22 protein-coding genes are annotated in these 23,699 nt (G+C 70.3%); 11 read left to right on the forward strand and 11 right to left on the reverse strand.

Translation table 11 applies throughout. From position 1 onward, the window contains the following. Nucleotide 1: 1 nt before the first annotated feature. Together nirB and nirD are read left to right on the forward strand one after the other, a co-directional pair. Nucleotides 2–2,548, forward strand: coding sequence for a nitrite reductase large subunit NirB (nirB, locus tag AB0I68_RS32670; protein WP_363180999.1), 2,547 nt, complete (start codon nucleotides 2–4; stop codon nucleotides 2,546–2,548). Beyond that, nucleotides 2,545–2,889, forward strand: a complete 345-nt coding sequence (gene nirD / locus AB0I68_RS32675; RefSeq protein WP_363181001.1) for a nitrite reductase small subunit NirD — start codon at nucleotides 2,545–2,547, stop codon at nucleotides 2,887–2,889. Before nirB ends, nirD begins: the two co-directional genes overlap by 4 nt. Before the next feature lie 8 nt (nucleotides 2,890–2,897). On the opposite strand, the gene AB0I68_RS32680 is transcribed toward nirD, so the two are convergent. The 5 genes from AB0I68_RS32680 to dusB all read right to left on the reverse strand — a co-directional run bounded on the left by AB0I68_RS32680 (nucleotide 2,898) and on the right by dusB (nucleotide 9,827). Continuing rightward, nucleotides 2,898–3,302: a VOC family protein gene (locus AB0I68_RS32680; protein WP_363181002.1), complete on the reverse strand. Its 405-nt coding sequence runs from the start codon at nucleotides 3,300–3,302 to the stop codon at nucleotides 2,898–2,900. 130 nt (nucleotides 3,303–3,432) lie between these two features. Then, entirely contained in the window at nucleotides 3,433–3,897 is a 465-nt protein-coding gene (locus AB0I68_RS32685) for a group III truncated hemoglobin (protein ID WP_363181003.1), read from the reverse strand. A 260-nt stretch (nucleotides 3,898–4,157) separates the two neighbouring features. Next, a complete protein-coding gene (locus AB0I68_RS32690) occupies nucleotides 4,158–5,210 on the reverse strand; it encodes a helix-turn-helix domain-containing protein (RefSeq protein ID WP_363181004.1) in 1,053 nt (350 codons plus the stop codon). A 389-nt stretch (nucleotides 5,211–5,599) separates the two neighbouring features. Beyond that, nucleotides 5,600–8,308, reverse strand: a complete 2,709-nt coding sequence (gene ppdK, locus AB0I68_RS32695) for a pyruvate, phosphate dikinase (RefSeq protein WP_363181005.1) — start codon at nucleotides 8,306–8,308, stop codon at nucleotides 5,600–5,602. Between the two features lie 376 nt (nucleotides 8,309–8,684). Then, on the reverse strand, nucleotides 8,685–9,827 hold the full coding sequence (gene dusB, locus AB0I68_RS32700) for a tRNA dihydrouridine synthase DusB (RefSeq protein ID WP_363181006.1): 1,143 nt from the start codon (nucleotides 9,825–9,827) through the stop codon (nucleotides 8,685–8,687). A gap of 64 nt (nucleotides 9,828–9,891) precedes the next feature. Between dusB and AB0I68_RS32705 the strand changes: the two genes are divergently transcribed. Beyond that, nucleotides 9,892–11,343, forward strand: coding sequence for an MFS transporter (locus tag AB0I68_RS32705; protein WP_363181007.1), 1,452 nt, complete (start codon nucleotides 9,892–9,894; stop codon nucleotides 11,341–11,343). 55 nt (nucleotides 11,344–11,398) lie between these two features. Here AB0I68_RS32705 and AB0I68_RS32710 read toward each other — a convergent pair whose 3' ends face one another. Next, nucleotides 11,399–11,854 (reverse strand): MarR family winged helix-turn-helix transcriptional regulator, encoded by a 456-nt coding sequence (locus AB0I68_RS32710; RefSeq protein ID WP_363181008.1) that lies wholly within the window; start codon nucleotides 11,852–11,854, stop codon nucleotides 11,399–11,401. Between the two features lie 91 nt (nucleotides 11,855–11,945). On the opposite strand from AB0I68_RS32710, the gene AB0I68_RS32715 reads away from it, so the two are divergent. The 4 genes from AB0I68_RS32715 to AB0I68_RS32730 all read left to right on the forward strand — a co-directional run bounded on the left by AB0I68_RS32715 (nucleotide 11,946) and on the right by AB0I68_RS32730 (nucleotide 14,883). Then, nucleotides 11,946–12,290 (forward strand): DoxX family protein, encoded by a 345-nt coding sequence (locus AB0I68_RS32715; RefSeq protein WP_363181009.1) that lies wholly within the window; start codon nucleotides 11,946–11,948, stop codon nucleotides 12,288–12,290. A 57-nt stretch (nucleotides 12,291–12,347) separates the two neighbouring features. Beyond that, nucleotides 12,348–13,406 carry an aldo/keto reductase gene (locus AB0I68_RS32720; RefSeq protein WP_363181010.1) on the forward strand — a complete coding sequence of 353 codons (1,059 nt, stop codon included), beginning with the start codon at nucleotides 12,348–12,350 and terminating at the stop codon, nucleotides 13,404–13,406. A gap of 21 nt (nucleotides 13,407–13,427) precedes the next feature. Continuing rightward, nucleotides 13,428–14,021, forward strand: a complete 594-nt coding sequence (locus AB0I68_RS32725; protein WP_363181011.1) for a TetR family transcriptional regulator — start codon at nucleotides 13,428–13,430, stop codon at nucleotides 14,019–14,021. 160 nt (nucleotides 14,022–14,181) lie between these two features. Further along, nucleotides 14,182–14,883 carry a VC0807 family protein gene (locus AB0I68_RS32730; protein WP_363181012.1) on the forward strand — a complete coding sequence of 234 codons (702 nt, stop codon included), beginning with the start codon at nucleotides 14,182–14,184 and terminating at the stop codon, nucleotides 14,881–14,883. 82 nt (nucleotides 14,884–14,965) lie between these two features. Here AB0I68_RS32730 and AB0I68_RS32735 read toward each other — a convergent pair whose 3' ends face one another. Next, on the reverse strand, nucleotides 14,966–16,348 hold the full coding sequence (locus AB0I68_RS32735; RefSeq protein WP_363181013.1) for a glycine--tRNA ligase: 1,383 nt from the start codon (nucleotides 16,346–16,348) through the stop codon (nucleotides 14,966–14,968). Between the two features lie 154 nt (nucleotides 16,349–16,502). Between AB0I68_RS32735 and AB0I68_RS32740 the strand changes: the two genes are divergently transcribed. The 4 genes from AB0I68_RS32740 to AB0I68_RS32755 are packed head-to-tail and all read left to right on the forward strand — an operon-like array spanning nucleotide 16,503 to nucleotide 19,647. After that, entirely contained in the window at nucleotides 16,503–17,480 is a 978-nt protein-coding gene (locus AB0I68_RS32740) for a metal ABC transporter substrate-binding protein (RefSeq protein WP_363181014.1), read from the forward strand. A 23-nt stretch (nucleotides 17,481–17,503) separates the two neighbouring features. Next, complete coding sequence (locus AB0I68_RS32745) at nucleotides 17,504–18,295, forward strand: metal ABC transporter ATP-binding protein (RefSeq protein ID WP_363181015.1); 792 nt, start codon at nucleotides 17,504–17,506, stop codon at nucleotides 18,293–18,295. Continuing rightward, nucleotides 18,295–19,161 (forward strand): metal ABC transporter permease, encoded by an 867-nt coding sequence (locus AB0I68_RS32750; RefSeq protein WP_363181016.1) that lies wholly within the window; start codon nucleotides 18,295–18,297, stop codon nucleotides 19,159–19,161. Before AB0I68_RS32745 ends, AB0I68_RS32750 begins: the two co-directional genes overlap by 1 nt. 51 nt (nucleotides 19,162–19,212) lie before the next feature. Beyond that, nucleotides 19,213–19,647 carry a transcriptional repressor gene (locus tag AB0I68_RS32755; RefSeq protein WP_099892502.1) on the forward strand — a complete coding sequence of 145 codons (435 nt, stop codon included), beginning with the start codon at nucleotides 19,213–19,215 and terminating at the stop codon, nucleotides 19,645–19,647. Here AB0I68_RS32755 and AB0I68_RS32760 read toward each other — a convergent pair. From AB0I68_RS32760 to AB0I68_RS32775, 4 genes are all read right to left on the reverse strand, one after another. Beyond that, nucleotides 19,644–20,174, reverse strand: a complete 531-nt coding sequence (locus AB0I68_RS32760; RefSeq protein ID WP_363181018.1) for a hypothetical protein — start codon at nucleotides 20,172–20,174, stop codon at nucleotides 19,644–19,646. The two genes, AB0I68_RS32755 and AB0I68_RS32760, sit on opposite strands and share 4 nt — an antisense overlap. A 71-nt stretch (nucleotides 20,175–20,245) precedes the next feature. After that, nucleotides 20,246–21,064, reverse strand: coding sequence for an isoprenyl transferase (locus AB0I68_RS32765; protein WP_363181019.1), 819 nt, complete (start codon nucleotides 21,062–21,064; stop codon nucleotides 20,246–20,248). Between the two features lie 11 nt (nucleotides 21,065–21,075). Then, nucleotides 21,076–21,822, reverse strand: a complete 747-nt coding sequence (gene recO / locus AB0I68_RS32770; RefSeq protein WP_030162779.1) for a DNA repair protein RecO — start codon at nucleotides 21,820–21,822, stop codon at nucleotides 21,076–21,078. A gap of 85 nt (nucleotides 21,823–21,907) precedes the next feature. Continuing rightward, a complete protein-coding gene (locus AB0I68_RS32775; RefSeq protein ID WP_363181022.1) occupies nucleotides 21,908–23,500 on the reverse strand; it encodes a nucleobase:cation symporter-2 family protein in 1,593 nt (530 codons plus the stop codon). Nucleotides 23,501–23,699: the final 199 nt, after the last annotated feature.

Below are 23,699 nucleotides of genomic sequence, written 5' to 3' on the forward strand. Positions count from 1 at the left end.
CATGGCCGCACCCACGCCCACTCCCGCCATCGTGCTCATCGGCCACGGCATGGTCGGCCAGCGCTACCTCGAGGCACTCGCCGAGCGCGGGGCCACCGCCACGCACCGGATCACCGTGCTCTGCGAGGAGCCCCGGCCCGCCTACGACCGCGTGCACCTCACCTCGTACTTCTCCGGAAGCACCGCCGAGGACCTCTCCCTCACCCCCGACGGCTTCATGGAGCAGCACGGGATCGAGCTGCACCTCGGCGACCCCGCCGAGTCCGTCGACCGCGACGCCCGCACCGTCACCTCCCGCTCCGGTCGGGTGTTCCCGTACGACGTGCTCGTCCTGGCGACCGGCAGCTACCCCTTCGTGCCGCCCGTGCCCGGCAAGGACGCCCCCGGCTGCTTCGTCTACCGCACCATCGAGGACCTGCTCGCGATCGAGGAGTACGCCAAGACCCGGACCAGCGGCGCCGTCGTCGGCGGCGGCCTCCTCGGGCTCGAGGCCGCCGGCGCCCTCCAGGGCCTCGGCCTCGCCACCCGCATCGTGGAGTTCGCCCCGCGCCTGATGCCCGTCCAGGTCGACGACGGCGGCGGCGCGGCCCTGCTGCGCACCATCGAGTCGATGGGGCTGACGGTGCACACCGGCGTCGGCACCCAGGAGGTCGTCACCGGAGAGGACGGCCGTGTCAGCGGAATGCGGCTCTCCGACGGCTCCACCGTCGACACCGACCTCGTCGTCTTCTCCGCCGGGGTCCGCCCCCGCGACCAGCTCGCCCGCGACGCGGGCCTGACCGTCGGCGAGCGCGGCGGCATCGGCGTCGACGCCCGCTGCCGCACCTCCGACCCGCGCGTCTACGCCATCGGCGAGTGCGCCCTGGCCACCGACGGCCGCGTCTACGGACTGGTCGCCCCCGGCTACGAGATGGCCGAGACCGCCGCCGAGGACCTCCTCGGCCGCGACAAGGAATTCACCGGAGCCGACCTCTCCACCAAGCTCAAGCTGCTCGGCGTGGACGTGGCCTCCTTCGGCGACGCCCACGGCGCGGCACCCGGCAGCCTCGACGTCGTCTACTCCGACTCCCGCTCCGGCGTCTACAAGAAGCTCGTCGTCTCCCCCGACGGCGTACTGCTCGGCGGGGTCCTGGTCGGCGACGCCGACTCCTACGGCCTGCTGCGCCCGCTCACCGGCAGCGTCCCGCCCGTGAGCCCCGACCAGCTGGTCCTGCCCGCCGGGCTCGGCGCGCCCGTCGCGCTCGGCCCGTCGGCGCTCCCCGACTCCGCGGTGATCTGCTCCTGCCACAACGTCACCAAGAAGGCGATCACCGCCTGCACGACGCTCCCCGAGGTCAAGCAGTGCACCAAGGCGGGCACCGGCTGCGGCAGCTGCCTCAAGGTGATCGGCCAGCTGCTGCCCGCGGCCGCCGACAAAGGGCTGTGCGGCTGCTTCCCCTTCACCCGCGCCGAGCTCTACGAGATCGTCCGCACCCGTCGGCTGACCTCGTACGAGCAGCTCCTCGACGGCCACGGCCGGGAGGCGGCCCGCGGCGGCGACGGCTGTGAGGTCTGCAAGCCGACCGTCGGCTCGATCATCGCCTCGCTCGCCCCCACCCTCGGCGCGAGCGGCTACGTCCTCGACGGGGAGCAGGCCGCCCTCCAGGACACCAACGACCACTTCCTCGCGAACCTCCAGCGCAACGGCTCGTACTCGGTCGTCCCGCGCATCCCCGGCGGGGAGATCACCCCCGACAAGCTCATCGTGATCGGCGAGGTCGCCCGCGATTTCGGGCTCTACACGAAGATCACCGGCGGCCAGCGCATCGACCTCTTCGGTGCCAGCGTCGACCAGCTCCCGCGGATCTGGGCCCGGCTCGTCGACGCCGGATTCGAGTCCGGCCACGCGTACGGGAAGGCGCTGCGCACGGTGAAGTCCTGCGTGGGCCAGACCTGGTGCCGCTACGGGGTCCAGGACAGCGTGCGGATGGCCATCGACCTGGAGCTGCGCTACCGGGGCCTGCGCGCCCCGCACAAGCTCAAGTCGGCGGTGTCCGGGTGCGCGCGCGAGTGCGCGGAGGCGCAGAGCAAGGACTTCGGGGTGATCGCGACAGCGAACGGCTGGAACCTCTACGTCGGCGGGAACGGCGGGGCCACCCCGCGCCACGCGGACCTCCTGGCCCAGGACCTGTCCGATGCCGAACTGGTCCGGCTCATCGACCGCTTCCTGATGTTCTACATCCGCACGGCCGACCGGCTGGAGCGCACCTCCACCTGGCTGGACCGGCTGGAGGGCGGCCTGGACCACCTGCGGGAGGTGGTCGTGCACGACTCGCTCGGGCTGTGCGCGGAGCTGGAGTCGCTGATGACCGACCACGTGGCGCACTACCGCGACGAATGGGCCGAGACGCTCCAGGACCCGGAGCGGCTGCGCCGGTTCGTGTCCTTCGTCAACGCGCCCGGCGCCCCCGACCCGACCGTGAAGTTCGTCCCCGAACGCGACCAGGTCAAGCCCGACCTGACCATTCTCGACATCCGGCCGCTGGAGGCCGTGGGAGGCACCCGATGACCGTGGAACTGCAAGTGGCCGAAGGCTGGCTGACGGTGTGCGAGCTGTCCGCGCTGACCCCCGGGCGCGGGGTCGCGGTCCTGCTGCCCGACGGGAGCCAGGCCGCGGTGTTCATCGGCCGTTCCGGGGGGATGTACGCCATCGACAACCAGGACCCGTTCACCGGGGCGGCCGTGCTCTCGCGGGGGCTGGTCGGGTGCATCGACGGCAAGCCCTTCGTGGCCTCGCCGCTGCTGAAGCAGCGCTTCGACCTCGCCTCGGGGCGCTGCCTGGACGACGAGGTCACGGCGGTCCGGACCTATCCGGTGCGGACCGCCGTGACCTCGGGGGCGAGGGCGTAGCGGGGGCTTCAGCCCTGGACGGCCGCCGGGTCCATCCAGACGTACTCCCAGACGTGGCCCTCCAGGTCCTCGAAGGCTCGGCCGTACATGAAGCCGAGGTCCTGGGCCGGGCGGGGCTCGGTGCCGCCCGCGGCGAGGGCGGCGCCGACCACCTCGTCGACCTTCTCCCGGCTCTCCGCGCTCAGGGCGAGCATGACCTCGGTGCTCTTGGTGGCGTCCGCCACCTCCTTGGTGGCGAAGTCCTTGAAGCGGTCCTCGGTCATCAGCATCGCGAAGATCGTGTCGCTGATGACGAGGCAGCCGGTCCGGTCGTCGCTGAACCGGGGGTTGAAGGAGTAGCCGAGCCTGCCCCAGAACGCCTTGCTGGCCTCGATGTCCTTGACCGGCAGGTTGACGAAGATCATGGTGGACATCTCGGTTCCTCTTCTCTCGTGTGGTGTGCTTTCGAGAGATAGACCGGGGGCTCCGGGAAAACTCATCGCTGCTGCGGAAACTTTTCCGAAGATCTCCGCCGGGCAGCCGGTCGAGGCCCGTCACCGCAGGTCAGGCCATGGAGCGGAGCTCCAGCGCAGCCAGCGGGACGAAGCCCGGAGCGTCCTCCCTCCGGAGCAGCGCGGGATCCGGCCCGGCCAGCCGCCGGTGCAGGGCCAGCGCGATCCGCTCGCCCGTCGCCTTCGCCCGCTCCGCGGTCGGCCCCCGGTGCAGGCCGTCGACGGCGGCGTGCCACAGCTGCACCCAGCGCCCGAAGTCCTCGGCGGTCATCGCCCGCGCCGAGTGCAGGGCGGCGTGCGGGGTGAAGGCATCGCGCCGGTAGTCGGCCGTACGGAACAGGGCCCGCTCCCAGAAATCGGTGATCCGGGGCAGGTGGACCTCGAGGTCCGTGCCGGCGACCTCGGTGAAGTACGGCCCGATCCGCCGGTCGGCGAAGGCGGCGGTGTAGAAGCGGCGCAGCACGACGTCGAGGTCGGCGCGGCCGGTGATGTCGTTGTCCGCGGCGAACTGGTTCATTGCTTCACCATCCTCGCCGAAACGGCGCCGCCCCAGGGCTGAAAGTCCCGCGGTTCGTCACATCGTGCGGATCGCACGCGAACAGGCCGCCCCCGCGTCACGCCGGGTAGAGGCTGCGGCAATTCGGCGCTCGCAGGGTCCTCGGAACTGCGCGGGCGGCACGATCCCGTGGAACAGGGACGGCTCGCCGGCCGCGACGCTGAAGGCGGCCGTCCCGGGGCCCCGGACCCCGATTCCCGGTCCGGGGGCCCCTCGGGCGGCTACGAGGCCACCGCGCCGCCCTTGAGGAGCGCGGCCCCCAGCGGGGTCACCGTGTGCAGGACGGCGTTGCCCCGGCGCAGGGTGGTGACCAGGCCAGCCTCGCGCATCACGCAGGCGTGCTGGCTCGCGGAGGCCAGCGAGACCCCGGCCCGGCGGGCCAGCTCGCTGGTGGTCGCGCCGTCGCCGATGGCCCGCAGCACCACCGAGCGGGTGTGCCCGACGAGCTTGCCCAGCGTGCGCTGGCGCTGCTCCTCCAGGGGCCGAATCGATTCGCCGCCGGTGGGCGCCGAGGCCAGCTGCGCGGCGGCCGGGTAGACCAGCACCGGGGGCAGCTCCGGGTCGTGCAGGGTCACGGCGGTGCGCCGGCAGAAGAACGACGGCTGGAGCAGCAGCCCGCGCCCCCGCAGCCGTACGTCGCGGTCCACGGGGTAGTCGCACTCCAGGATCGGAGCCCGCCAGCGCAGCATCGGCGGCAGCGAGGCCAGCAGCTCGTCGGCGCCGCCGTCCAGCAGGGCCCGGCCGCGCGCGGCCCGCTCGGCCTCGATCTGGGCCTGGATGTGCGTCCAGTACGGCTCCACGGCCGCCCGGTGGTAGCCGCGCAGCTCGCCCAGCAGCCTCGGCAGGTGCTTGGTGCCGCCGTCCATGAAGTCCCGCAGCCGCCGCGGGACCGGCGCGTCGGCGCCTCCGGTCACGGTCGAGGGCATGCCGAACGCGGCCCCTACGCCCGTGCCCGCGCCCAGCAGCGTCAGCTCGCGCCGCATCCGCTCGGGGCGGATCCCGCGCAGGGCGTCCAGGCCCACGTCCCACCCGTACTGCCCCTCGACAGGGGTCAGGAAATCGGGAAAATACCCGCGGCTCGGTATGAGCGCACCGAGCAAACGTGTTTCACTATTCAACCTGCTCCGGGTTTCCGTACGCCATTCACCGAAGAGCCGGGCATCACGCCGGTCTCTTAAGCGGTGAAAACTCAGAATCGTTTCCCACAACGCATCGGGACGCCCTGCCATCCGTACGCGTGCCAGGTCCACTCCAGTGAAATGGATACGCAGCACCGAACCCCCACCTGTGCAACCGCAATCCCCCCGCTCCATGAGTATGCATGCCGTCACACGACGTCACCACGCCCTTTCAGCCACAGTTGAAACCCCTTTCGGCAGGGGCGTGACAACCGAAATCCTGTACTCCGCCAGGCACACTCCAGTGCGACCGAAACGCTCCGTGAAGGCCGTGGGGGGCTTTGCGGGGCCTGGCGGTCGGTCGCACCGGGAAGCGCCGACGTGCCTGGCAGATTGACAGCAGGCGGTGGACGGGTGGGGATCCGTCCACCGCCTGCTGGCGTAAAGATTTGTTGAACAATAAAAATGGGCGCGTCCGCCCTCGGGGGTCAGGGAACCCGGGGGCGGACGCGCAGTCAGCGGGCCCTGTCAGGGCCGTGAAGGGGTCAGCGGCTGTCGCTGCCCTTCGCCTCGGCGGCGGCACGGCCGGCCTCCAGGCGCGCCACCGGAATCCGGAAGGGCGAGCAGGAGACGTAGTCGAGGCCGACCTCGTGGAAGAAGTGGACGGACTCGGGGTCGCCGCCGTGCTCGCCGCAGACGCCGAGCTTGAGGTCGGGGCGGGTGGCCCGGCCGGCCAGGGCCGCGCTGCGGACCAGCGCGCCGACGCCGTCCTTGTCGATGGTCTCGAACGGCGAGACCCCGAAGATGCCCTTCTCCAGGTACGCGGTGAAGAAGCTGGCCTCGACGTCGTCGCGGGAGAAGCCCCACACCGTCTGCGTCAGGTCGTTCGTACCGAAGGAGAAGAACTGCGCGGCCTCGGCGATCTGCCCGGCCGTGAGGGCGGCGCGGGGCAGCTCGATCATCGTGCCGATCGTCAGCTTGAGGCTGGTGCCGGTGGCGGCCTCGACCTCGGCGATGACCGCGTCGGCCTCCTCGCGGACGATCTCCAGCTCCTGGACGGTGCCGACGAGCGGGACCATGATCTCGGCGCGCGGGTCGCCCTTGGCGTTCTTGCGCTCGGCCGCGGCCTCGGCGATCGCCCGGACCTGCATGGCGAACAGACCGGGGATGACCAGGCCGAGACGGACACCGCGCAGACCCAGCATCGGGTTCTGCTCGTGCAGCTTGTGCACGGCCTGGAGCAGGCGCAGGTCGTTCTCGTTGGCGTCCTTGCGGGACTCGGCGAGGGCGACGCGCACCGACAGCTCGGTGATGTCGGGCAGGAACTCGTGCAGCGGCGGGTCGAGGAGGCGGACGGTGACGGGCAGGCCGTCCATCGCCTCGAACAGCTCGACGAAGTCCTTCTTCTGCAGCGGCAGGAGGGCACTCAGCGCGTCCTCGCGCTCCGCGTCGGTGTCCGCGAGGATCAGGTGCTCGACCAGCTCGCGGCGCTCACCGAGGAACATGTGCTCGGTGCGGCACAGGCCGATGCCCTGGGCGCCGAAGCGGCGGGCGCGCAGCGCGTCCTCGGCGTTGTCGGCGTTGGCGCGCACCCGCAGCCGGCGGACGCGGTCCGCGTACGCCATGATCCGGTGGACGGCGGCGACCAGCTCGTCGGCGTCGTCGGCGCCGGCGTGCATGCGGCCCTCGAAGTACTCGACGACCGGGGACGGTACGACGGGTACCTCACCGAGGTAGACCTTGCCGGTGGAGCCGTCGATGGAGACGACGTCGCCCTCCTCGATCACCGTTCCGCCGACCGTCATCCGGCGGCGCTTGGTGTCGACCTCGAGGTCCTCGGCGCCGCAGACGCAGGTCTTGCCCATGCCGCGGGCCACGACGGCGGCGTGCGAGGTCTTGCCGCCGCGCGAGGTCAGGATGCCCTCGGCGGCGATCATGCCGTCCAGGTCGTCCGGGTTGGTCTCGCGGCGGATCAGGATGACCTTCTCGCCGGAGCGGGACCACTTGACGGCCGTGTACGAGTCGAAGACGGCCTTGCCGACCGCCGCGCCCGGGGAGGCGGCGATGCCGCGGCCGAGCAGGGTGGTCTTGGCGTCCTCGTCGAAGCGCGGGAACATCAGCTGCGCGAGCTGGGCGCCGTTGACGCGCTGGAGGGCCTCGGCCTCGTCGATCAGGCCCTGGTCCACGAGCTGGGTGGCGATGCGGAAGGCGGCACCGGCGGTGCGCTTGCCGACGCGGGTCTGCAGCATCCACAGCTGGCCGCGCTCGATGGTGAACTCGATGTCGCAGAGATCCTTGTAGTGGGTCTCCAGCGTCGTCATGATCGTCATGAGCTGGTCGTACGAGGCCTTGTCGATCGTCTCGAGGTCGGCCAGCGGGACGGTGTTGCGGATGCCCGCGACGACGTCCTCGCCCTGGGCGTTCTGCAGGTAGTCGCCGTACACGCCCGCGTGGCCGCTGGCGGGGTCGCGGGTGAAGGCGACGCCGGTGCCGGAGTCGGGGCCGAGGTTGCCGAAGACCATGGAGCAGATGTTGACCGCGGTGCCCAGGTCGCTCGGGATGCGCTCCTGGCGGCGGTAGAGCTTGGCGCGGTCGGTGTTCCAGGAGTTGAAGACCGCCTCGACGGCGAGGTCCAGCTGCTCGCGGGCGTCCTGCGGGAACTCGCGGCCGGCCTGCTTGGCGACGATCTTCTTGAAGCGGGTGACCAGCTTCTTCAGGTCGGCGGCGTCGAGGTCGGTGTCGACGGTGACCTTCTTGGCGGCCTTGGCCTCGTCGAGGGCTTCCTCGAAGAGCTCGCCGTCGACGTCGAGGACGGTCTTGCCGAACATCTGGATGAGGCGGCGGTACGAGTCCCACGCGAAGCGCTCGTTGCCGGCCTGGGAGGCAAGGCCGGTGACGGACTCGTCGGAGAGGCCGATGTTGAGGACCGTGTCCATCATGCCGGGCATGGAGAACTTGGCACCGGAGCGCACGGAGACCAGCAGCGGGTCGTCCGACTGGCCGAGCTTCTTGCCCATCTTCGCCTCGAGGGCGGCCAGGTGGGCGCTGACCTCGTCGCGCAGCGCGGCCGGGGCCTCACCGCTGGCGAGGTAGACCTTGCAGGCCTCGGTGGTGATGGTGAAGCCGGGAGGGACCGGCAGACCCAGGTTGGTCATCTCGGCGAGGTTGGCCCCCTTGCCGCCGAGAAGGTCCTTGAGGTCGCGGTTTCCCTCGGTGAAGTCGTAGACGAACTTCTGATCTTTGTTTTCCGACACGGGTCTCGACTCCTCGAGGACTCGGTGGCTGCCCTGACGGCCAGGAACATACCCAGATCGAAGGCTTCTGGGTACGTCCACTTGGCCGTCATACGGATGTAACCACTCGTGCGCCAGCAGATCGAAAGTAACCGACGAGTAGCCGGAACCTACGAAGAGCGTTCACCTCCCGAAGGATGAAGGGGCTTCTGAGGCCTGTTTCCGCTCGGATGAGCGATCATCGATACATTTGCGTTCAACTCTTGAACAAACAAAGGGTGGCACCCAGTGCCACCCTTTGGAAGTCATACCCGTGATTTTTGCGCTCATGTGAGCGCAACCCCACCCATGCGTGGCGTATGTCACGCTGCCGACGGCATACTTTGTCAGCTGTTTCTCAGCCCCCGGACGTGTCCAGTTCGGCGTCCTCGCTCACGCCGGCGCAGTCGTACGGATCCTTCAGCCAGCCATCCGGGAGGACAACCCGGTTGTTTCCGGACGTCCGGCCGCGCGGACCGTCCGCGCTGTCGGGCCACGACTGGTCCAGGTCGAGCTCGCTCAGATGAGCATCCAGCTCGGCCAGCGACGAGGTGATCGCCAGCTTCTTCCGCATCTCGGAACCCACCGAGAAGCCCTTGAGGTACCAGGCCACGTGCTTACGGAAGTCGATCACCCCGCGCGCCTCGTCGCCGATCCACTCCCCCAGCAGTTCGGCGTGCCGGTGCATGGTGCCCGCGACCTCGCGCAGCGTGGGCTTGTGGAAGTCCTCCGGACGCCCCTCGAAGGCTGCCACCAGGTCGTTGAACAGCCACGGGCGGCCCAGGCAGCCGCGCCCCACGACCACTCCGTCGCAGCCGGTCTCGCGGACCATGCGCAGTGCGTCCTGCGCGCACCAGATGTCGCCGTTGCCGAGCACCGGGATCTCCGGCACGTGCTCCTTGAGCCGCGCGATGGCGTCCCAGTCGGCGGTGCCGCCGTAGTGCTGGGCGGTGGTGCGCCCGTGCAGGGCGATGGCGGTGACGCCCTCCTCGACGGCGATCCGGCCGGCGTCCAGGTAGGTGAGGTGGTCGTCGTTGATGCCCTTGCGCATCTTCATGGTGACCGGCAGGTCGCCGGCGCCCGCGACGGCCTCGCGCAGGATGGCGCGCAGCAGGTTCCGCTTGTACGGGAGGGCGGAGCCGCCGCCCTTGCGGGTCACCTTGGGGACCGGGCAGCCGAAGTTGAGGTCGATGTGGTCGGCGCGGTCCTCTTCGACGATCATGCGGACCGCCTTGCCGACCGTCGCCGGGTCGACTCCGTACAGCTGGATCGAGCGGGGCTTCTCGGTCTCGTCGAAGTGGATCAGCTGCATGGTCTTCTCGTTGCGCTCGACCAGGGCGCGGGTCGTGATCATCTCGCTCACGAACAGCCCCTTGCCGCCGCTGAACTCGCGGCAGAGGGTCCGGAACGGGGCATTGGTGATGCCGGCCATGGGGGCGAGCACCACAGGGGGCTGCACGGTGTGCGGGCCGATCGCGAGCGGCGGAGGGAGCGTGGTCATCCCCCCATTGTCGCCCAGGCGAAACACGCCACGCATTTCTTTAGTTAGGCGTACTATCGGAAGCGTGCCCGAGTTGAGCCGCCGTCGGAGGCTGCTGGTCCTGGCGATCTGCTGCATGAGCCTGCTCATCGTCAGCCTCGACGTGACCGTCCTCAACGTCGCCCTGCCCTCGATGCGCCGCGAACTGCACGCCTCGGTCGCCGGAATGCAGTGGACGATCGACGCGTACACGCTGGTCCTGGCCTCGCTGCTGATGCTGGCAGGCTCCACTGCGGACCGGATCGGGCGTCGCAAGGTCTTCACCGCGGGCCTCGTCCTCTTCGCGGCGGGCTCGCTGCTCTGCTCGCTGGCACCGACCCTGGAGTGGCTGATCGCCTTCCGGATGCTGCAGGCCGTGGGCGGCTCGATGCTCAACCCGGTCGCGATGTCGATCATCACCAACACCTTCACGGATCCGCGTGAGCGGGCCCGCGCCATCGGCGCCTGGGGCGCTGTGGTCGGCATCTCCATGGCCGCGGGCCCGCTGATCGGCGGGCTGCTGGTGGACTCGGTCGGCTGGCGCTCCATCTTCTGGATCAACCTCCCGGTCGGGCTGCTGGCCCTGGCACTGACCCTGCGGTTCGTCCCCGAGTCCCGGGCCGCGCGCCCGCGCCGCCCGGACCCGGTGGGCCAGCTGCTGATCATGGCCCTGCTGAGCTCCGTGACGTACGGGATCATCGAGGCGCCGACCGCCGGCTGGAGCTCGCCGGTCATCCTCGGCTGCGCGGCCCTGGCCGTGGCCTCGCTGACGGGGCTGCTGTTCTACGAGCCGCGGCGGGCCGAGCCGCTGATCGACCCGCGGTTCTTCCGGAGCGCTCCCTTCAGCGGTGCGACGGTGATCGCGGTCAGCTCCTTCGCCGCGCTGTCCGGGTTCCTGTTCCTGAACACCCTGTACCTGCAGGACGTACGGGGGCTCGACGCACTCGACGCCGGGCTCTACATGCTGCCGATGGCCGTGCTGACCTTCCTCTGCGCACCGCTGTCGGGGCGGCTCGTGGGCAGTCGGGGGCCGCGGCCGTCGCTGCTGATCGCGGGCTCCGCGATGGCGGCGAGCGGGCTGCTGTTCGCCGCCTTCTCGGCCGAGACCTCGACGCCACTGCTGTTCACCGCGTACGTGCTGTTCGGGCTGGGCTTCGGCATGGTGAACGCGCCCATCACCAACACGGCGGTCTCCGGGATGCCCCGGGCCCAGGCGGGGGTCGCGGCCGCGGTCGCCTCCACCAGCAGGCAGACCGGCGGCACGCTGGGCGTGGCCGTGATCGGCTCCGTCCTGGCGGCCGGAACGGCGGGCGGCGCCGATTTCGCCGAGGCGACCCGGCCGGCCTGGTGGATCATCACGGGCTGGGGGCTGCTCGCGCTCCTCGTGGGCGCCGCGACCAGTGGCCGGTGGGCCCTGCAGACGGCGGCACGGACCGCCCGCAGGCTGGAGCGGTCGGCCGAAGCGCCCTCGCGGGCCGGAGCCCCGCCGCGCGGCTGACGACCGAGCCGCCGCAGGGGGGGCGGTGCGCGGTGCGGGGTCGGGGGTGGCCCGGCTACTCGCCGCAGTTGAAGTCGTCGGAGTTCGAGTCGATCCGGGCCAGCAGGCCGCGCAGGGCTTCCTGGTCCTGCCGCGAGAGCGCGGCGAACATCGCGCGTTCGACCTCGTCGAGCGCCGCGTTCGTCTTGGTGAGGGCGGCCGATCCGGCCTCGGTGATGGCCACGTTGTGGCGGCGGCGGTCGGCCGGATCCCGGCGGCGGACGGCCAGGCCCTCGCCCTCCAGGTCGTTCAGGATGCCGACCAGCACGCTCGGGTCCACCTCCAGCCGCTCGGTCAGTGCCCGCTGGCTGATGGGGCCGCCCTCCAGGTGCATCAGCGTCATCGTGTGCCGCGGGGTGAGCCCGGCCGCGCTGAGCGCCTTCTTCATCCGGGTCTCGGTGATCGAGCCGTGCCAGGCCAGCAGCAGGCCCAGCCGCTGCGGTGGGTGCGGGGATTCCTGAGCTGCCGTCATATCGGACATCGTAACAACCGGGGAATGGTTGCAGAGCTTCAATCGTTGATGCTATTCAATGATCTGGCACCCTCGACCGTTGGAGCTCATCATGTTCATTGCGTACGCCGTCGTCGCCGGCCTGCTCGCACTCGTCCTGGCCGCGTCCGCCGCGTTCACGCTCCAGCGCAACGAGGCGATCGTGGCGAGCATGCGGAAGGTCCAGGTCCCGGACGCCTGGCTGCCACGGCTGGCCACCCTGAAGGCGGCCGGCGCGATCGGCCTGGTCGCAGGCCTGTGGGTGACTCCACTGGGCGTGGCCGCCGCGGTCGGCGTGACGCTCTACTTCATCGGCGCGGTCATCACCCACCTGCGCGTCAGGGACTTCGAGCTGGCCCCGGCGGCCGTCCTCGCCCTGGTGGCGGCGGCGGCGCTGGCGCTGCGCATGGCGGCATAGCCACTCTGACGGGTGACAGATATTGAAATCTGTCACCCGTCATGCCATTCTTGTTCCATGACGACGAACGAGAACACCCAGGCGAACGAAAGCACCCAGGCGACTGCCGGCCACCGCGCCCGCACCCTCGGCTCGACCGGACCCTCCGTCTTCCCGCTGGGGCTGGGCTGCATGGGCATGTCCGCCCTCTACGGGGAAGCCGACCGCACGGAGTCGATCGCGACGATCCACGCCGCCCTGGACGCCGGCGTCACGCTGCTCGACACCGGCGACTTCTACGGCATGGGGCACAACGAAATGCTCATCGGCGAAGCCCTGCGCACCGCGCCCGCCGCGGCCCGCGAGCAGGCGCTGACCAGCGTGAAGTTCGGCGCCCTGCGGACGGTCGAGGGCGGGTTCACCGGCTACGACGGCCGCCCCGAGGCAGTCAAGAACTTCCTGGCCTACTCGCTCCAGCGCCTGGGCCGGGACCACATCGACATCTACCGGATCGCCCGCGTCGACCCTGCCGTCCCGATCGAGGAGACCGTCGGCGCGATCGCCGAGGCCGTCGAGGCCGGGCACGTACGGCACATCGGCCTCTCCGAGGTCGGCGCGGACACCCTGCGCCGGGCCGCGGCCGTGGCCCCGATCGCGGACCTCCAGATCGAGTACTCGCTCATCTCCCGCGGCATCGAGGAGGAGATCCTGCCGACCGCCCGCGAGCTGGGCATCGGCGTCACGGCGTACGGGGTGCTGAGCCGCGGCCTGATCAGCGGGCACTTCAGCCGCGACCAGGAGCTGGCGCCGGGCGACTTCCGGGGGATGAGCCCCCGGTTCCAGGGCGAGAACCTGCAGCGCAACCTCGACCTGGTCGACGCCCTGCGCAAGGTCGCGGAGGACAAGGGGGTCAGCGTCGCCCAGACCGCCATCGCCTGGGTGATCTCGCGCGGCGAGGACATCGTGCCGCTGGTGGGCGCCCGCCGTCGGGACCGGCTGTCCGAGGCACTGGGTGCCATGGACGTGGAGCTGACCCCTGCGGACCTGGCGGCCATCGAGGAGGCGGTCCCGGCGGGCGCCGCGGCCGGCGATCGGTACCCGGCCGCACAGATGGCCCACCTCGACAGCGAGCACTGAGCGGGCGGTACGGTCGTACTCATGCCCCCCGCTGCTGCCGAGCCCCTGACACCCGAGCGCATCCTCGAGACCACCGAGGACGTGCTGCGCCGCTACGGCCCCACCAAGGCGACCGTGGTGGACGTGGCCCGCGCCCTGGGCGTCAGCCACGGCAGCGTGTACCGGCACTTCCCGTCGAAGGCGGCGCTGCGCGAGGCCGTCACGGACCGCTGGCTCGCCAAGAGCGTCGCCCGCCTGGAGGAGATCGCCTCGGCCCCCACCGGGACCGCACCCTCCAAGCTGGAGGCGTGGCTGGAGGCACTCTTCGAGGCCAAGCGCCACAAGGCGGGTGACGACCCCGAGCTGTTCGCGACGTACACGGTGCTGCTCGCCGAGAACAGCGGTGTGGTGGATCACCACCTGGGCCAGCTGATCGACCAGTTGGGGCGGATCATCTCCGAAGGCGTCGAGGCCGGGTCGCTCAGTGCGCCCGATGTGCCGGCCGCCGCCCGGGCCGTGTTCGACGCCACCGGCCGTTTCCACGATCCGCAGTACGCGGCCGACTGGCTCTCGCCCACGATCATCACGGAGTTCGAGGCCGTCACCGCCCTCCTGATCCGGGGCCTGCGCGCCTGACCGGATCGGCAAACGTCCGGAACCAGACACTCCGGACGGCTTGATGATCATTTTGGGCGTGGCTAGCTTGTCCGTGCCTCGTCAATTCCATACGGTCCCCCTACCGCACTTCATCAGGCACGTCCCAGGGGGAACCTTGTCCGCTCAAGAAACTCAGGCAGTGCAGCCCGGACCTCCGGCCCGCTCCGGCGGCGCCGCCGCGATCGGCTTGATCCTGACCATCGCGCTCAACGTGGTCGCACCGATCGTCACGTACAACACCCTCGTCGACGACCACGGCTGGAGCGAGGCCTCGGCGCTGCTGGCCAGTGGCGCCTGGCCGGTGCTCGACAGCGCCATCATGGTGGCCTGGCGGCGCAAGCTCGACGAGTTCGCCATCGTCACCCTGGTGTTCCTGGTGATCACCGCCGTGGTCTCCCTCGTGGGCGCCCAGTCCACCCAGGCCCTGCTGGTCAAGGACTCCGTCGTCACGGGCCTGTTCGGGCTCCTGTGCCTGGTCACACTGCTCGCGCCGCGTCCGCTGATGTTCTACTTCGGCCGGAAGTTCGGCACGGACGGCACCCCGGCGGGCGTGGCGTACTACAACGACCTGTGGCGGTTCGAGGGTTTCCGCAACGCCCAGCGCCGCATGACCCTGGTCTGGGGCGTGGTCTACCTCATCGAGGCGGCGGTCCGGATCGCCCTGTCGTACGTCCTGGACACCTCCACCATGGTGACCCTCAGCCCGTTCATGATCTACGGGGCGCTCGGCGGCCTGGCCCTGTGGACGGTCCGCTTCGTCAAGCGCACCAAGGCGGAGGGCGAGAAGCGGGCCGCCGCGACCGCCGCCGCGGCCGCGCAGGCCGGGGGGTCCGCGGCCTGACCGCCCGGACGGCCCGGTACGGGAAAGACCGGTGGCCCGGTGCGCGATCCGCGCACCGGGCCACCGGTCTCTCAGGCGGGAACTAGCAGCCCAGCAGACGGCTGCCGAGGTAGCTCTGGATCTGGTCCAGGGAGACGCGCTCCTGCTTCATGGTGTCGCGCTCGCGCACGGTCACCGCGTTGTCGTCCAGGGTGTCGAAGTCGACCGTGACGCAGAACGGCGTACCGATCTCGTCCTGGCGGCGGTAGCGGCGGCCGATGGCGCCCGCGTCGTCGAACTCGATGTTCCAGTTCTTGCGCAGGTCGGCGGCGAGGCCCTTGGCCTTCGGCGACAGCTGCTGGTTGCGGGACAGCGGCAGGACGGCGACCTTGATCGGGGCCAGGCGCGGGTCGAAACGCATCACGGTGCGCTTCTCCATGACGCCCTTGGCGTTCGGGGCCTCGTCCTCGTTGAACGCGTCGAGCATGAAGGCGAGCATGGCGCGGTTGACACCGGCCGCCGGCTCGATGACGTACGGGGTGTAGCGCTCACCGGCTTCCTGGTCGAAGAAGGTGAGGTCCTGGCCCGAGGCGGCGGAGTGGGCCTTGAGGTCGAAGTCGGTGCGGTTGGCCACACCCTCGAGCTCGGAGAACTCGTTGCCGCCGAAGTTGAAGCGGTACTCGATGTCGGCGGTGCGCTTCGAGTAGTGGGACAGCTTCTCCTTCGGGTGGTCGTACCAGCGGATGTTCTCCTCGCGGATGCCGAGGTCGCGGTACCAGTTCCACCGCTCCTGCATCCAGTACTCCTGCCACTGCTCGTCCTCGCCCGGCTTGACGAAGAACTCCATCTCCATCTGCTCGAACTCACGCGTGCGGAAGATGAAGTTGCCCGGAGTGATCTCGTTGCGGAAGGACTTGCCCATCTGCGCGATGCCGAACGGGGGCTTCTTGCGCGAGGTGGTCTGCACCTGGGCGAAGTTGGTGAAGATGCCCTGGGCGGTCTCGGGGCGCAGGTACGCCTTCGAGCCGGTGTCCTGGGTCGGGCCGAGGTGGGTCTCCAGCATGCCGGAGAACTGCTTGGGCTCGGTGAACTGGCCCTTCACACCGCAGTTGGGGCAGTTGACGTCGGCAAGACCGTTCTCGGGCAGACGGCCGTGCTTGGCCTCGTACGCCTCCTCGAGGTGGTCCGCGCGGTGGCGCTTGTGGCAGGAGGTGCACTCGGTCAGCGGGTCCGAGAAGGTCGCGACGTGGCCGGAGGCCACCCAGACCTCGGGCGCCAGGATCACGGACGAGTCGATACCGACGATGTCCTCACGCCCGGTGACCATCGCCTTCCACCACTGGCGCTTGATGTTCTCCTTGAGCTCGACACCGAGCGGGCCGTAATCCCAGGCAGCCCTGGAGCCGCCGTAGATCTCACTGCACGGGAAAACGAAGCCACGGCGCTTGCTCAGGCTGACGATGGTGTCGATCTTGTCGGCGGCCACGGTGCTCTCTTCATTACGAGGACGAACGGCGAATGCCTCAGGTTACCGGCGCCCGCACCCCCCCTTTCAAATCGGTTCCCCTCCACGGCCCGCCGGCCGGGCTCCCGACCAGGCTTTTTGACAACCGTTTCCATATTTGATGAAAATGGATGTCATGAACGTACGACGACTCATACCCGCAGCCGCTCTCGCCGGAGCCGTCGCCCTCGGCGCCACGGCCCTCACCGCCTGCTCCGGAGCCTCGGCCGCCGGGGGCGGCAAGGACGGCAAGCTCGCCGTCATGTCGTCGTTCTATCCGATGCAGTTCCTCGCCGAACAGATCGGCAAGGACCACGTGAAGGCCGACACCCTGACCAAGCCGGGCGTCGAACCGCACGACCTGGAGATCACCCCGAAGCAGACCGGGCAGCTGGGCGAATCCGATGTGGTCCTCTACCTCAAGGGCCTCCAGCCCGCCGTCGACAAGGCCGTCGCCCAGTCCGGCGTGAAGCACGTCGTCGACGCCGCCACCCTCACCAAGCTCGAGGTGCACGGCTCCTCCGGCCACGACCACGCCCACGAGGGCGAGGAGGGCCACGCCGAGGGCGAGGGCCACGCCGAGGGCGAAGCCGGCAAGGACCCGCACATCTGGCTCGACCCGGTGAAGTACGCCGAGGTCGCCAAGGGCGTCGGCGCGGCCCTGGAGAAGGCCGACCCCGAGCACGCGGCGGACTACCGCAACAACACCGGCGAGCTGGTCGGCAAGCTGACCGCGCTGGACACGGAGTTCAAGGACGGCCTGAAGGACACCGCGTCCAAGACCTTCATCACCACGCACTCCGCCTTCGGCTACCTCGCCGAGCGCTACGGCCTCGACCAGGAGGGCATCTCCGGCGTCGACCCCGAGTCCGAGCCGAGCCCGGCCCGGATGAAGGAACTCCAGGCCGTCGCGAAGAAGGACAATGTCTCGACCGTGTTCTTCGAGACGCTGGCCAGCGACAAGACGGCCAGGTCGCTCGCCGCCGACACGGGCCTGAAGACCGACGTCCTCGACCCGCTCGAGGGAATCACCGACAAGTCCCAGGGCGCTGACTACCTCGAGGTCATGCGGTCCAACCTGAAGAACCTGCAGAAGGCGCTCGGTAGCAAGTAATGGCAGTAACGGAGGCGCGTGCCATGGAATCCCAGCCCGCGGAGGCAGCGGACCAGCCCGTCATATCCCTGCGCGGGGCCACCGCCTCGCTCGGCTCCCGCCCCGTGCTGCGCGGGGTCGACCTCACCGTCCGGCGCGGCGAGGTCGTCGCCCTGCTCGGCGCCAACGGCTCCGGCAAGTCCACGGCCGTGCGCGCCGTCGTCGGCCAGGTCCCGCTGTCGGACGGCGCCCTGGCACTGTTCGGCACGGACTTCAGCCGCTTCCGCGCCTGGTCGCGCATCGGGTACGTCCCGCAGCGCACCACCGCCGCCAGCGGCGTCCCGGCCACCGTCCGCGAGGTCGTCTCCTCCGGCCGGCTGGCCCGCTCCCGCTTCGGCATCCTCCGCAAGGCCGACAAGGCGGCCGTCGAGCGGGCCCTGGCCCTCGTCGACATGGGTCAGTACGCCGACGCCTCCGTCAACGCGCTCTCCGGCGGCCAGCACCAGCGCGTGCTCATCGCGCGGGCGCTCGCCGTGGAGCCCGACCTGCTGATCATGGACGAGCCGATGGCCGGCGTGGACCTCGCCAACCAGGAGGTCCTCGCGAACGCCCTGCGCGAGCAGGTCGCCGCCGGCTCGACCGTCCTGCTCGTCCTGCACGAGCTGGGCCCGCTGGAGCCGCTGATCGACCGCGCCGTCGTCCTGCGCGACGGCTGCGTCGTCCACGACGGAACGCCTCCGGAGGCCGTGGGCCAGCACGCCCTGCCCGGCCACGACCACGTACACCCCCACGCGGCGCACGACGCCGAGCCCCTGCGGACGGGACTGCTGAGCTGATGGACCTCCTCACCTACGCCTTCATGCAGCGGGCCCTGCTCGCGGCCGTCCTGGTCGGCGTCACCGCCCCCGCCATCGGCACGTACCTCGTGCAGCGCCGCCAGGCCGTCATGGGCGACGGCATCGGGCACGTGGCCATGACCGGTGTCGCACTCGGCTTCCTGCTCAACGCGAGCCCGGTGTGGACGGCGACCCTGGTCGCCGTCATCGGCGCGGTCGGCATGGAGCTGATCCGCTCCCGCGGCAAGACCAGCGGCGACATCGCGCTCGCCATGCTGTTCTACGGCGGCCTGGCCGGCGGTGTGATGATCATCAACCTGGCTCCGGGCGGCTCGACGGCCAATCTGACCAGCTACCTCTTCGGCTCGATCACCACGGTCTCCGCCGAGGACGTCACCGCGGTCGTGATCCTCGCGGCCTTCGTGATCGCCGTCACCCTCGGCCTGCGCCGCCAGCTGTTCGCCGTCTGCCAGGACGAGGAGTTCGCCCGGGTCACCGGCCTGCCGGTGCGCTTCCTGAACCTGCTGATCGCGGTCACCGCCGCCGTCACCGTGACCGTCGCCATGCGGATCGTCGGCCTGCTGCTGGTCAGCGCCATGATGGTGATCCCGGTCGCGGCGGCGCAGCGCGTCACCCGCGGCTTCACCGCCACCCTGTCGGTGGCCATGGTGATCGGCGTGCTGGTCTCGCTCTCCGGCACGGTCGCGACGTACTACATCGACGCCCCCTCCGGCGGCACCATCGTGCTGCTCGCCATCGGCGTCTTCATGGTGATGACCGCACTGTCCACGCCGCTGGCCCGGCGCCGGGCACATGCGGCCCGCGCCGCCGAAGAGGTCTGCACGCGCGATGATGTGAAGGTCTAGGAGGGACGGCCGCCTGGCACAATGGGCCGAGGCCGATACGAGGAGGAACCGGTGGCGACTGCGCCTGGCGAGATGAATACCGCGCCAGTACGAGGACGATCCACCCGGCAGCGGGCAGCCGTCGCGGCGGCGCTGGACGAGGTGGACGAGTTCCGCAGCGCCCAGGAGCTGCACGACATGCTCAAGCACCGCGGTGACTCCGTGGGCCTGACCACCGTGTACCGCACCCTCCAGTCGCTCGCCGACGCCGGCGAGGTCGACGTGCTGCGCACCAGCGACGGCGAGTCGGTATACCGGCGCTGCTCCACCGGGGACCACCACCATCACCTGGTCTGCCGCAAGTGCGGCAAGGCGGTCGAGGTGGAGGGCCCGGCGGTGGAGAAGTGGGCGGAGTCCATCGCGGCCGAACACGGCTACGTGAACGTCGCCCACACCGTGGAGATCTTCGGCACCTGCGCCGACTGCGCGGCCGCCGCCTCCGCCTAGAGCCTCTGCAGGTTGCGGTCGAGGACGGCCCGGAGGCGGTCGACGTCCGCCGGGTCCCCGGCCCCGCGCTTGGGCAGGATCGTCATCGCCACCGCCCGCTTGGCGACGCTGAGCGTGACGAAGGTGTCGGCCGTCTCCGTGTACAGCGGCTGAGCGGCCCAGTTGATGCGCGTCTGCGTGTCGGCGGTGCTCACCTGCAGCCCGGCGGCGTCCACCACCGCCGTGGTCTCCCCGGCCTTGGCCAGCAGCCCCGCGAAGGCCCGCGCCGTGAGCTGCGGGCCGAAGAGCGTGAGTACGAGCATCAGGACCCCGGCCCCGGCGATGAGCAGCGGCTTGGCGGGGGACCCCTCGCCCATCGACGCCAGCCCCCCGAAGCCCAGCAGCAACACCCCGAAGCCGGTCGTCAGCATCCGCCTGCGGCGCCCTGCGGGCACCCGGGCGTCACGCGCCCGGAGCGCCTGCGCGATGTCCGCCGTGGTGATCCGGTAGACGAGCCGTACCGGCACCTGTTCCCCGCTCATGTCCATGACAGCGGACCCTATGGTCGCGGCGCGTTCCCCGCGACGGTCTTTCGCGCGAGGTCGGCCGCGCCCCGGGGTCAGGCGCTGGACTCGGCCTGGTTCGGGACGGCGCCGCCGAAGCGGCGGTCGCGCTGGGCGTACTCCAGGCACGCCTGCCAGAGGTTGCGGCGGTCGAAGTCCGGCCACAGCACGTCCTGGAAGACCATCTCGGCGTACGCGCTCTGCCAGAGCAGGTAGTTGGAGGTGCGCTGCTCGCCGCTCGGCCGCAGGAAGAGGTCCACGTCGGGCATGTCCGGGTAGTACATGTACTTCGCGAAGGTCTTCTCGTTGACCTTCGACGGGTCCAGCCTGCCCGCGGCCACGTCCCGCGCGATCGCCTGCGCCGCGTCCGCGATCTCCGCGCGGCCGCCGTAGTTCACGCAGAAGTACAGGGTCATCGCGTCGTTGTCGACGGTCTGCTCCTGGGCGACCTGGAGCTCCTGGACGACCGACTTCCACATCTTCGGCATGCGGCCGACCCAGCGGATCCGGATGCCCAGCTCGTTCATCTCGTCGCGGCGGCGCCGGATGACGTCGCGGTTGAAGTTCATCAGGAAGCGGACCTCGTCGGGCGAGCGCTTCCAGTTCTCCGTCGAGAAGGCGTACAGGGAGAGGTTCTTGACGCCCATCTCCAGGCAGCCCTTGAGCACGTCGAGCACGACGCCCTCGCCGACCTTGTGGCCCTCGGTGCGCGGCAGGCCGCGCTCCTTGGCCCAGCGGCCGTTGCCGTCCATGACCACCGCAACGTGGTTCGGGACGAGCTCGCCGGGGATCTTCGGCGGGCGCGCACCGGACGGGTGCGGCTCGGGAACCTTGTACTCGCGGCGAGAGCGTCCCAGAATCCCGCGTCGTGCCATGTGCCCAGCTCCTATTTCTCGACGTATCGCAGGGAGCGTAGCCCGCGCTCCAGATGCCAGTGCAAATAGGCGGAGACGAGCCCGCTGCCCTCCCGCACGTACCGCGCCTCGCAGGCGTCCGCATGCCCCCAGTCGCCCGTCAGCAGCGCGCTGAGCAGGGCGATGGCCTCCGACGAGGGTACGACGCTGCCGGCCACCCGGCAGTCCCCGCAGACGACCCCGCCCGCGGCGACGGAGAAGTGCCGGTTGGGGCCGTGGATCCCGCACTTCGCGCAGTCCGTGAAGCTGGGCGCGTAGCCGTTGACGGCGAGCGAGCGCAGCAGGAACGCGTCGAGGATGAGGTTCGGCTCGTGCTCCCCGCGCGAGAGCGTGCGCAGGGCGCCGATCAGCAGCAGGTACTGCTGTACGGCGGGCTCGCCCTCGTTCTCGGTGAACCGCTCGGCGGTCTCCAGCATCGCGGTGCCGGCGGTGTAGCGGGCGTAGTCGGTGACGATGCCGTTGCCGTACGGGGCGATGATCTCGGTCTGGGTGCAGAGCGGGAGGCTGCGGCCGATCAGCTCGCTGCCCCGGGCGAAGAACTGCACGTCGGCGTGGGAGAAAGGTTCCAGCCCGGCGCCGAACTTGGACTTCGTCCGCCGCACTCCGCGGGCGACGGCCCGCACCCGGCCGTGGCCGCGGGTCAGCAGCGTGATGATGCGGTCCGCCTCACCCAGCTTCTGGGTGCGCAGCACGATGCCGTCGTCGCGGAACAGACTCATGGGCCCATTGTCGCCTGTGCGGGCACGGCAATGGCCCTCCGCCCGGACACGGCTCCGGACGGAGGGCCATCACCCCGTGGGAGGGTCAGGAGGCGGGCGCGGCCTCCTCGTCCGCGTCTGCCTTCGCGGCTCCGGCGGCGACTGCCGTCACGGCGGCGCCGACGGTGGCCTCGGCCACCGTCTCGGCGGCGCCCGCCGTCTTCGCCGCAGACGCCTCGGGCGCCGCGGCCGTGGCCCCGGCCGCCGGCTCGGCCCCGGCGTCGGCCTCGGCCGGCGCCGCGGCCTGGGCGGGCAGCTCGACCTGGGGCGCGGAGTGCGCGTCCTCCCTGCCCAGGCCGTTGAAGATGAGGTTGAGCACGATCGCGGCCGTGGCACCGAGCGTCACACCGCTGTTGAGGAGCGAGGAGAGGTCCGCGTTCATGTGCTCCTTGAAGAACACCGGGACGGTGGCCGGGAGCAGCGCGAAGGCCAGGGAGACACCCACGACCAGCGCGTTCTTCTCCTCCTTGAGGTCGACCTTGGCCAGGGTCTGGATACCGGCCAGGGCCACCATGGCGAACATCACCGTCGCGGCGCCACCGAGCACTCCGTGCGGAACGGCGGCGACGATCGCGGCGGCCTTCGGGATCAGCCCGAGGACGATCATGATGGCGCCCGCGGCGACCACGACGAACCGGCTCTTGACCTTGGTCATCCGGACCAGGCCGACGTTCTCGGCGAACGCCACGTAGGGGAAGGAGTTGAGCACTCCGCCGAGGGCGGTCGCGGCGCCGTCGGCACGCAGGGCGCGGGCCACGGTCTCGCTGTCGATGTCCTTGCCGACGATGTCGCCGACGGCGTAGGTGTCACCGGTCGTCTCGACCATGGTGATCAGCATGACGATGAGCATCAGGACGATCGGGAACCACTCGAACTTCGGGGCTCCGTAGTGGAACGGGGTGGTGACGCCGATCCAGTCCGACTTGCTCACGTCGCCGAACTTGGCGTCCCCGAGCAGGAAGGCGGCGGCGGTGCCGCCGATCAGGCCGAGCAGGATGGAGATGCTGGAGAGGAAGGGCTTGCCGAGCTTCATCAGGACGAGGATGAAGAGCATCGTGCCGCCGGCGTAGGCGAAGTTCTTCGGGTCTCCGAAGTCGGGGCTGCCGAGGCCGCCCGCGGCGTCGTTCAGGCCGACGGGGATCAGCACGATGCCGAGGACCGTGATCACCGATCCGGTGACGACCGGCGGGAAGAGCCTCATGACCGTACGGAAGGCCTTGGGCGGCAGCCAGGCGAAGGCGAAGGTGGCGATACCGGCCGTGATGACCGCGCCGTAGATGACGAGCAGGCCCGCCGTCCCGCCGCCGGCTCCGAGCCCGATGGCGATCATCGGGGAGACCGCGGTGAAGGTGACGCCCTGGATCAGGGGCAGGCGCGCACCGATCCGGCCGATGCCCCACGCCTGGATGATCGAGGCGATACCGCAGGTGAACAGGTCGGCGTTGATCAGGTAGACCAGCTGCTCGGTGGTCAGGCCGAGGGCACCGCCCACGATGATCGGGACGATCACCGCACCGGCGTAGAACGCGAGTACGTGCTGGAAGCCGTACAGCGCGAGCCTGGGTAGGGGGAGCACCTCGTCGACCGGGTGCGTGCTGGGCTCTCCGCTGACGGAGAACCGGGCGGCGACACGTGCCATCTCTGCCTTGCCCTTCAAGAGGTAGGTAATCGAGAGGAATCTGGTTATCCCTGGGCGGAGTGGGTCTCCCCCAGCTACCGCTGGGAGGTGCCCCCATGCGTTGGTCCGCCAGGGTTGTCAGTGCGTTCACGTGAATCGAAGCCCCGCTGTGTTACCGGCGGCGTCTCGTCGTGTGACCGGAATTGAACGCCTGTGGGGG

Origin of the sequence: Streptomyces sp. NPDC050448 (assembly GCF_040655295.1) — a bacterium.
In the GTDB taxonomy this organism is placed as follows: domain Bacteria; phylum Actinomycetota; class Actinomycetes; order Streptomycetales; family Streptomycetaceae; genus Streptomyces.

Bases quoted from the DNA above. Each gene is read 5' to 3' on its own strand.
- nirB (WP_363180999.1), top strand. From the start codon at position 2: ATGGCCGCACCCACGCCCACTCCCGCCATCGTGCTCATCGGCCACGGC.
- nirD (WP_363181001.1), top strand. From the start codon at position 2,545: ATGACCGTGGAACTGCAAGTGGCCGAAGGCTGGCTGACGGTGTGCGAG.
- AB0I68_RS32680 (WP_363181002.1), bottom strand. From the start codon at position 3,302: ATGTCCACCATGATCTTCGTCAACCTGCCGGTCAAGGACATCGAGGCC.
- AB0I68_RS32685 (WP_363181003.1), bottom strand. From the start codon at position 3,897: ATGAACCAGTTCGCCGCGGACAACGACATCACCGGCCGCGCCGACCTC.
- dusB (WP_363181006.1), bottom strand. From the start codon at position 9,827: ATGACCACGCTCCCTCCGCCGCTCGCGATCGGCCCGCACACCGTGCAG.
- AB0I68_RS32710 (WP_363181008.1), bottom strand. From the start codon at position 11,854: ATGACGGCAGCTCAGGAATCCCCGCACCCACCGCAGCGGCTGGGCCTG.
- AB0I68_RS32715 (WP_363181009.1), top strand. From the start codon at position 11,946: ATGTTCATTGCGTACGCCGTCGTCGCCGGCCTGCTCGCACTCGTCCTG.
- AB0I68_RS32720 (WP_363181010.1), top strand. From the start codon at position 12,348: ATGACGACGAACGAGAACACCCAGGCGAACGAAAGCACCCAGGCGACT.
- AB0I68_RS32725 (WP_363181011.1), top strand. From the start codon at position 13,428: ATGCCCCCCGCTGCTGCCGAGCCCCTGACACCCGAGCGCATCCTCGAG.
- AB0I68_RS32740 (WP_363181014.1), top strand. From the start codon at position 16,503: ATGAACGTACGACGACTCATACCCGCAGCCGCTCTCGCCGGAGCCGTC.
- AB0I68_RS32745 (WP_363181015.1), top strand. From the start codon at position 17,504: ATGGAATCCCAGCCCGCGGAGGCAGCGGACCAGCCCGTCATATCCCTG.
- AB0I68_RS32750 (WP_363181016.1), top strand. From the start codon at position 18,295: ATGGACCTCCTCACCTACGCCTTCATGCAGCGGGCCCTGCTCGCGGCC.
- AB0I68_RS32760 (WP_363181018.1), bottom strand. From the start codon at position 20,174: ATGGACATGAGCGGGGAACAGGTGCCGGTACGGCTCGTCTACCGGATC.
- AB0I68_RS32765 (WP_363181019.1), bottom strand. From the start codon at position 21,064: ATGGCACGACGCGGGATTCTGGGACGCTCTCGCCGCGAGTACAAGGTT.
- recO (WP_030162779.1), bottom strand. From the start codon at position 21,822: ATGAGTCTGTTCCGCGACGACGGCATCGTGCTGCGCACCCAGAAGCTG.
- AB0I68_RS32775 (WP_363181022.1), bottom strand. From the start codon at position 23,500: ATGGCACGTGTCGCCGCCCGGTTCTCCGTCAGCGGAGAGCCCAGCACG.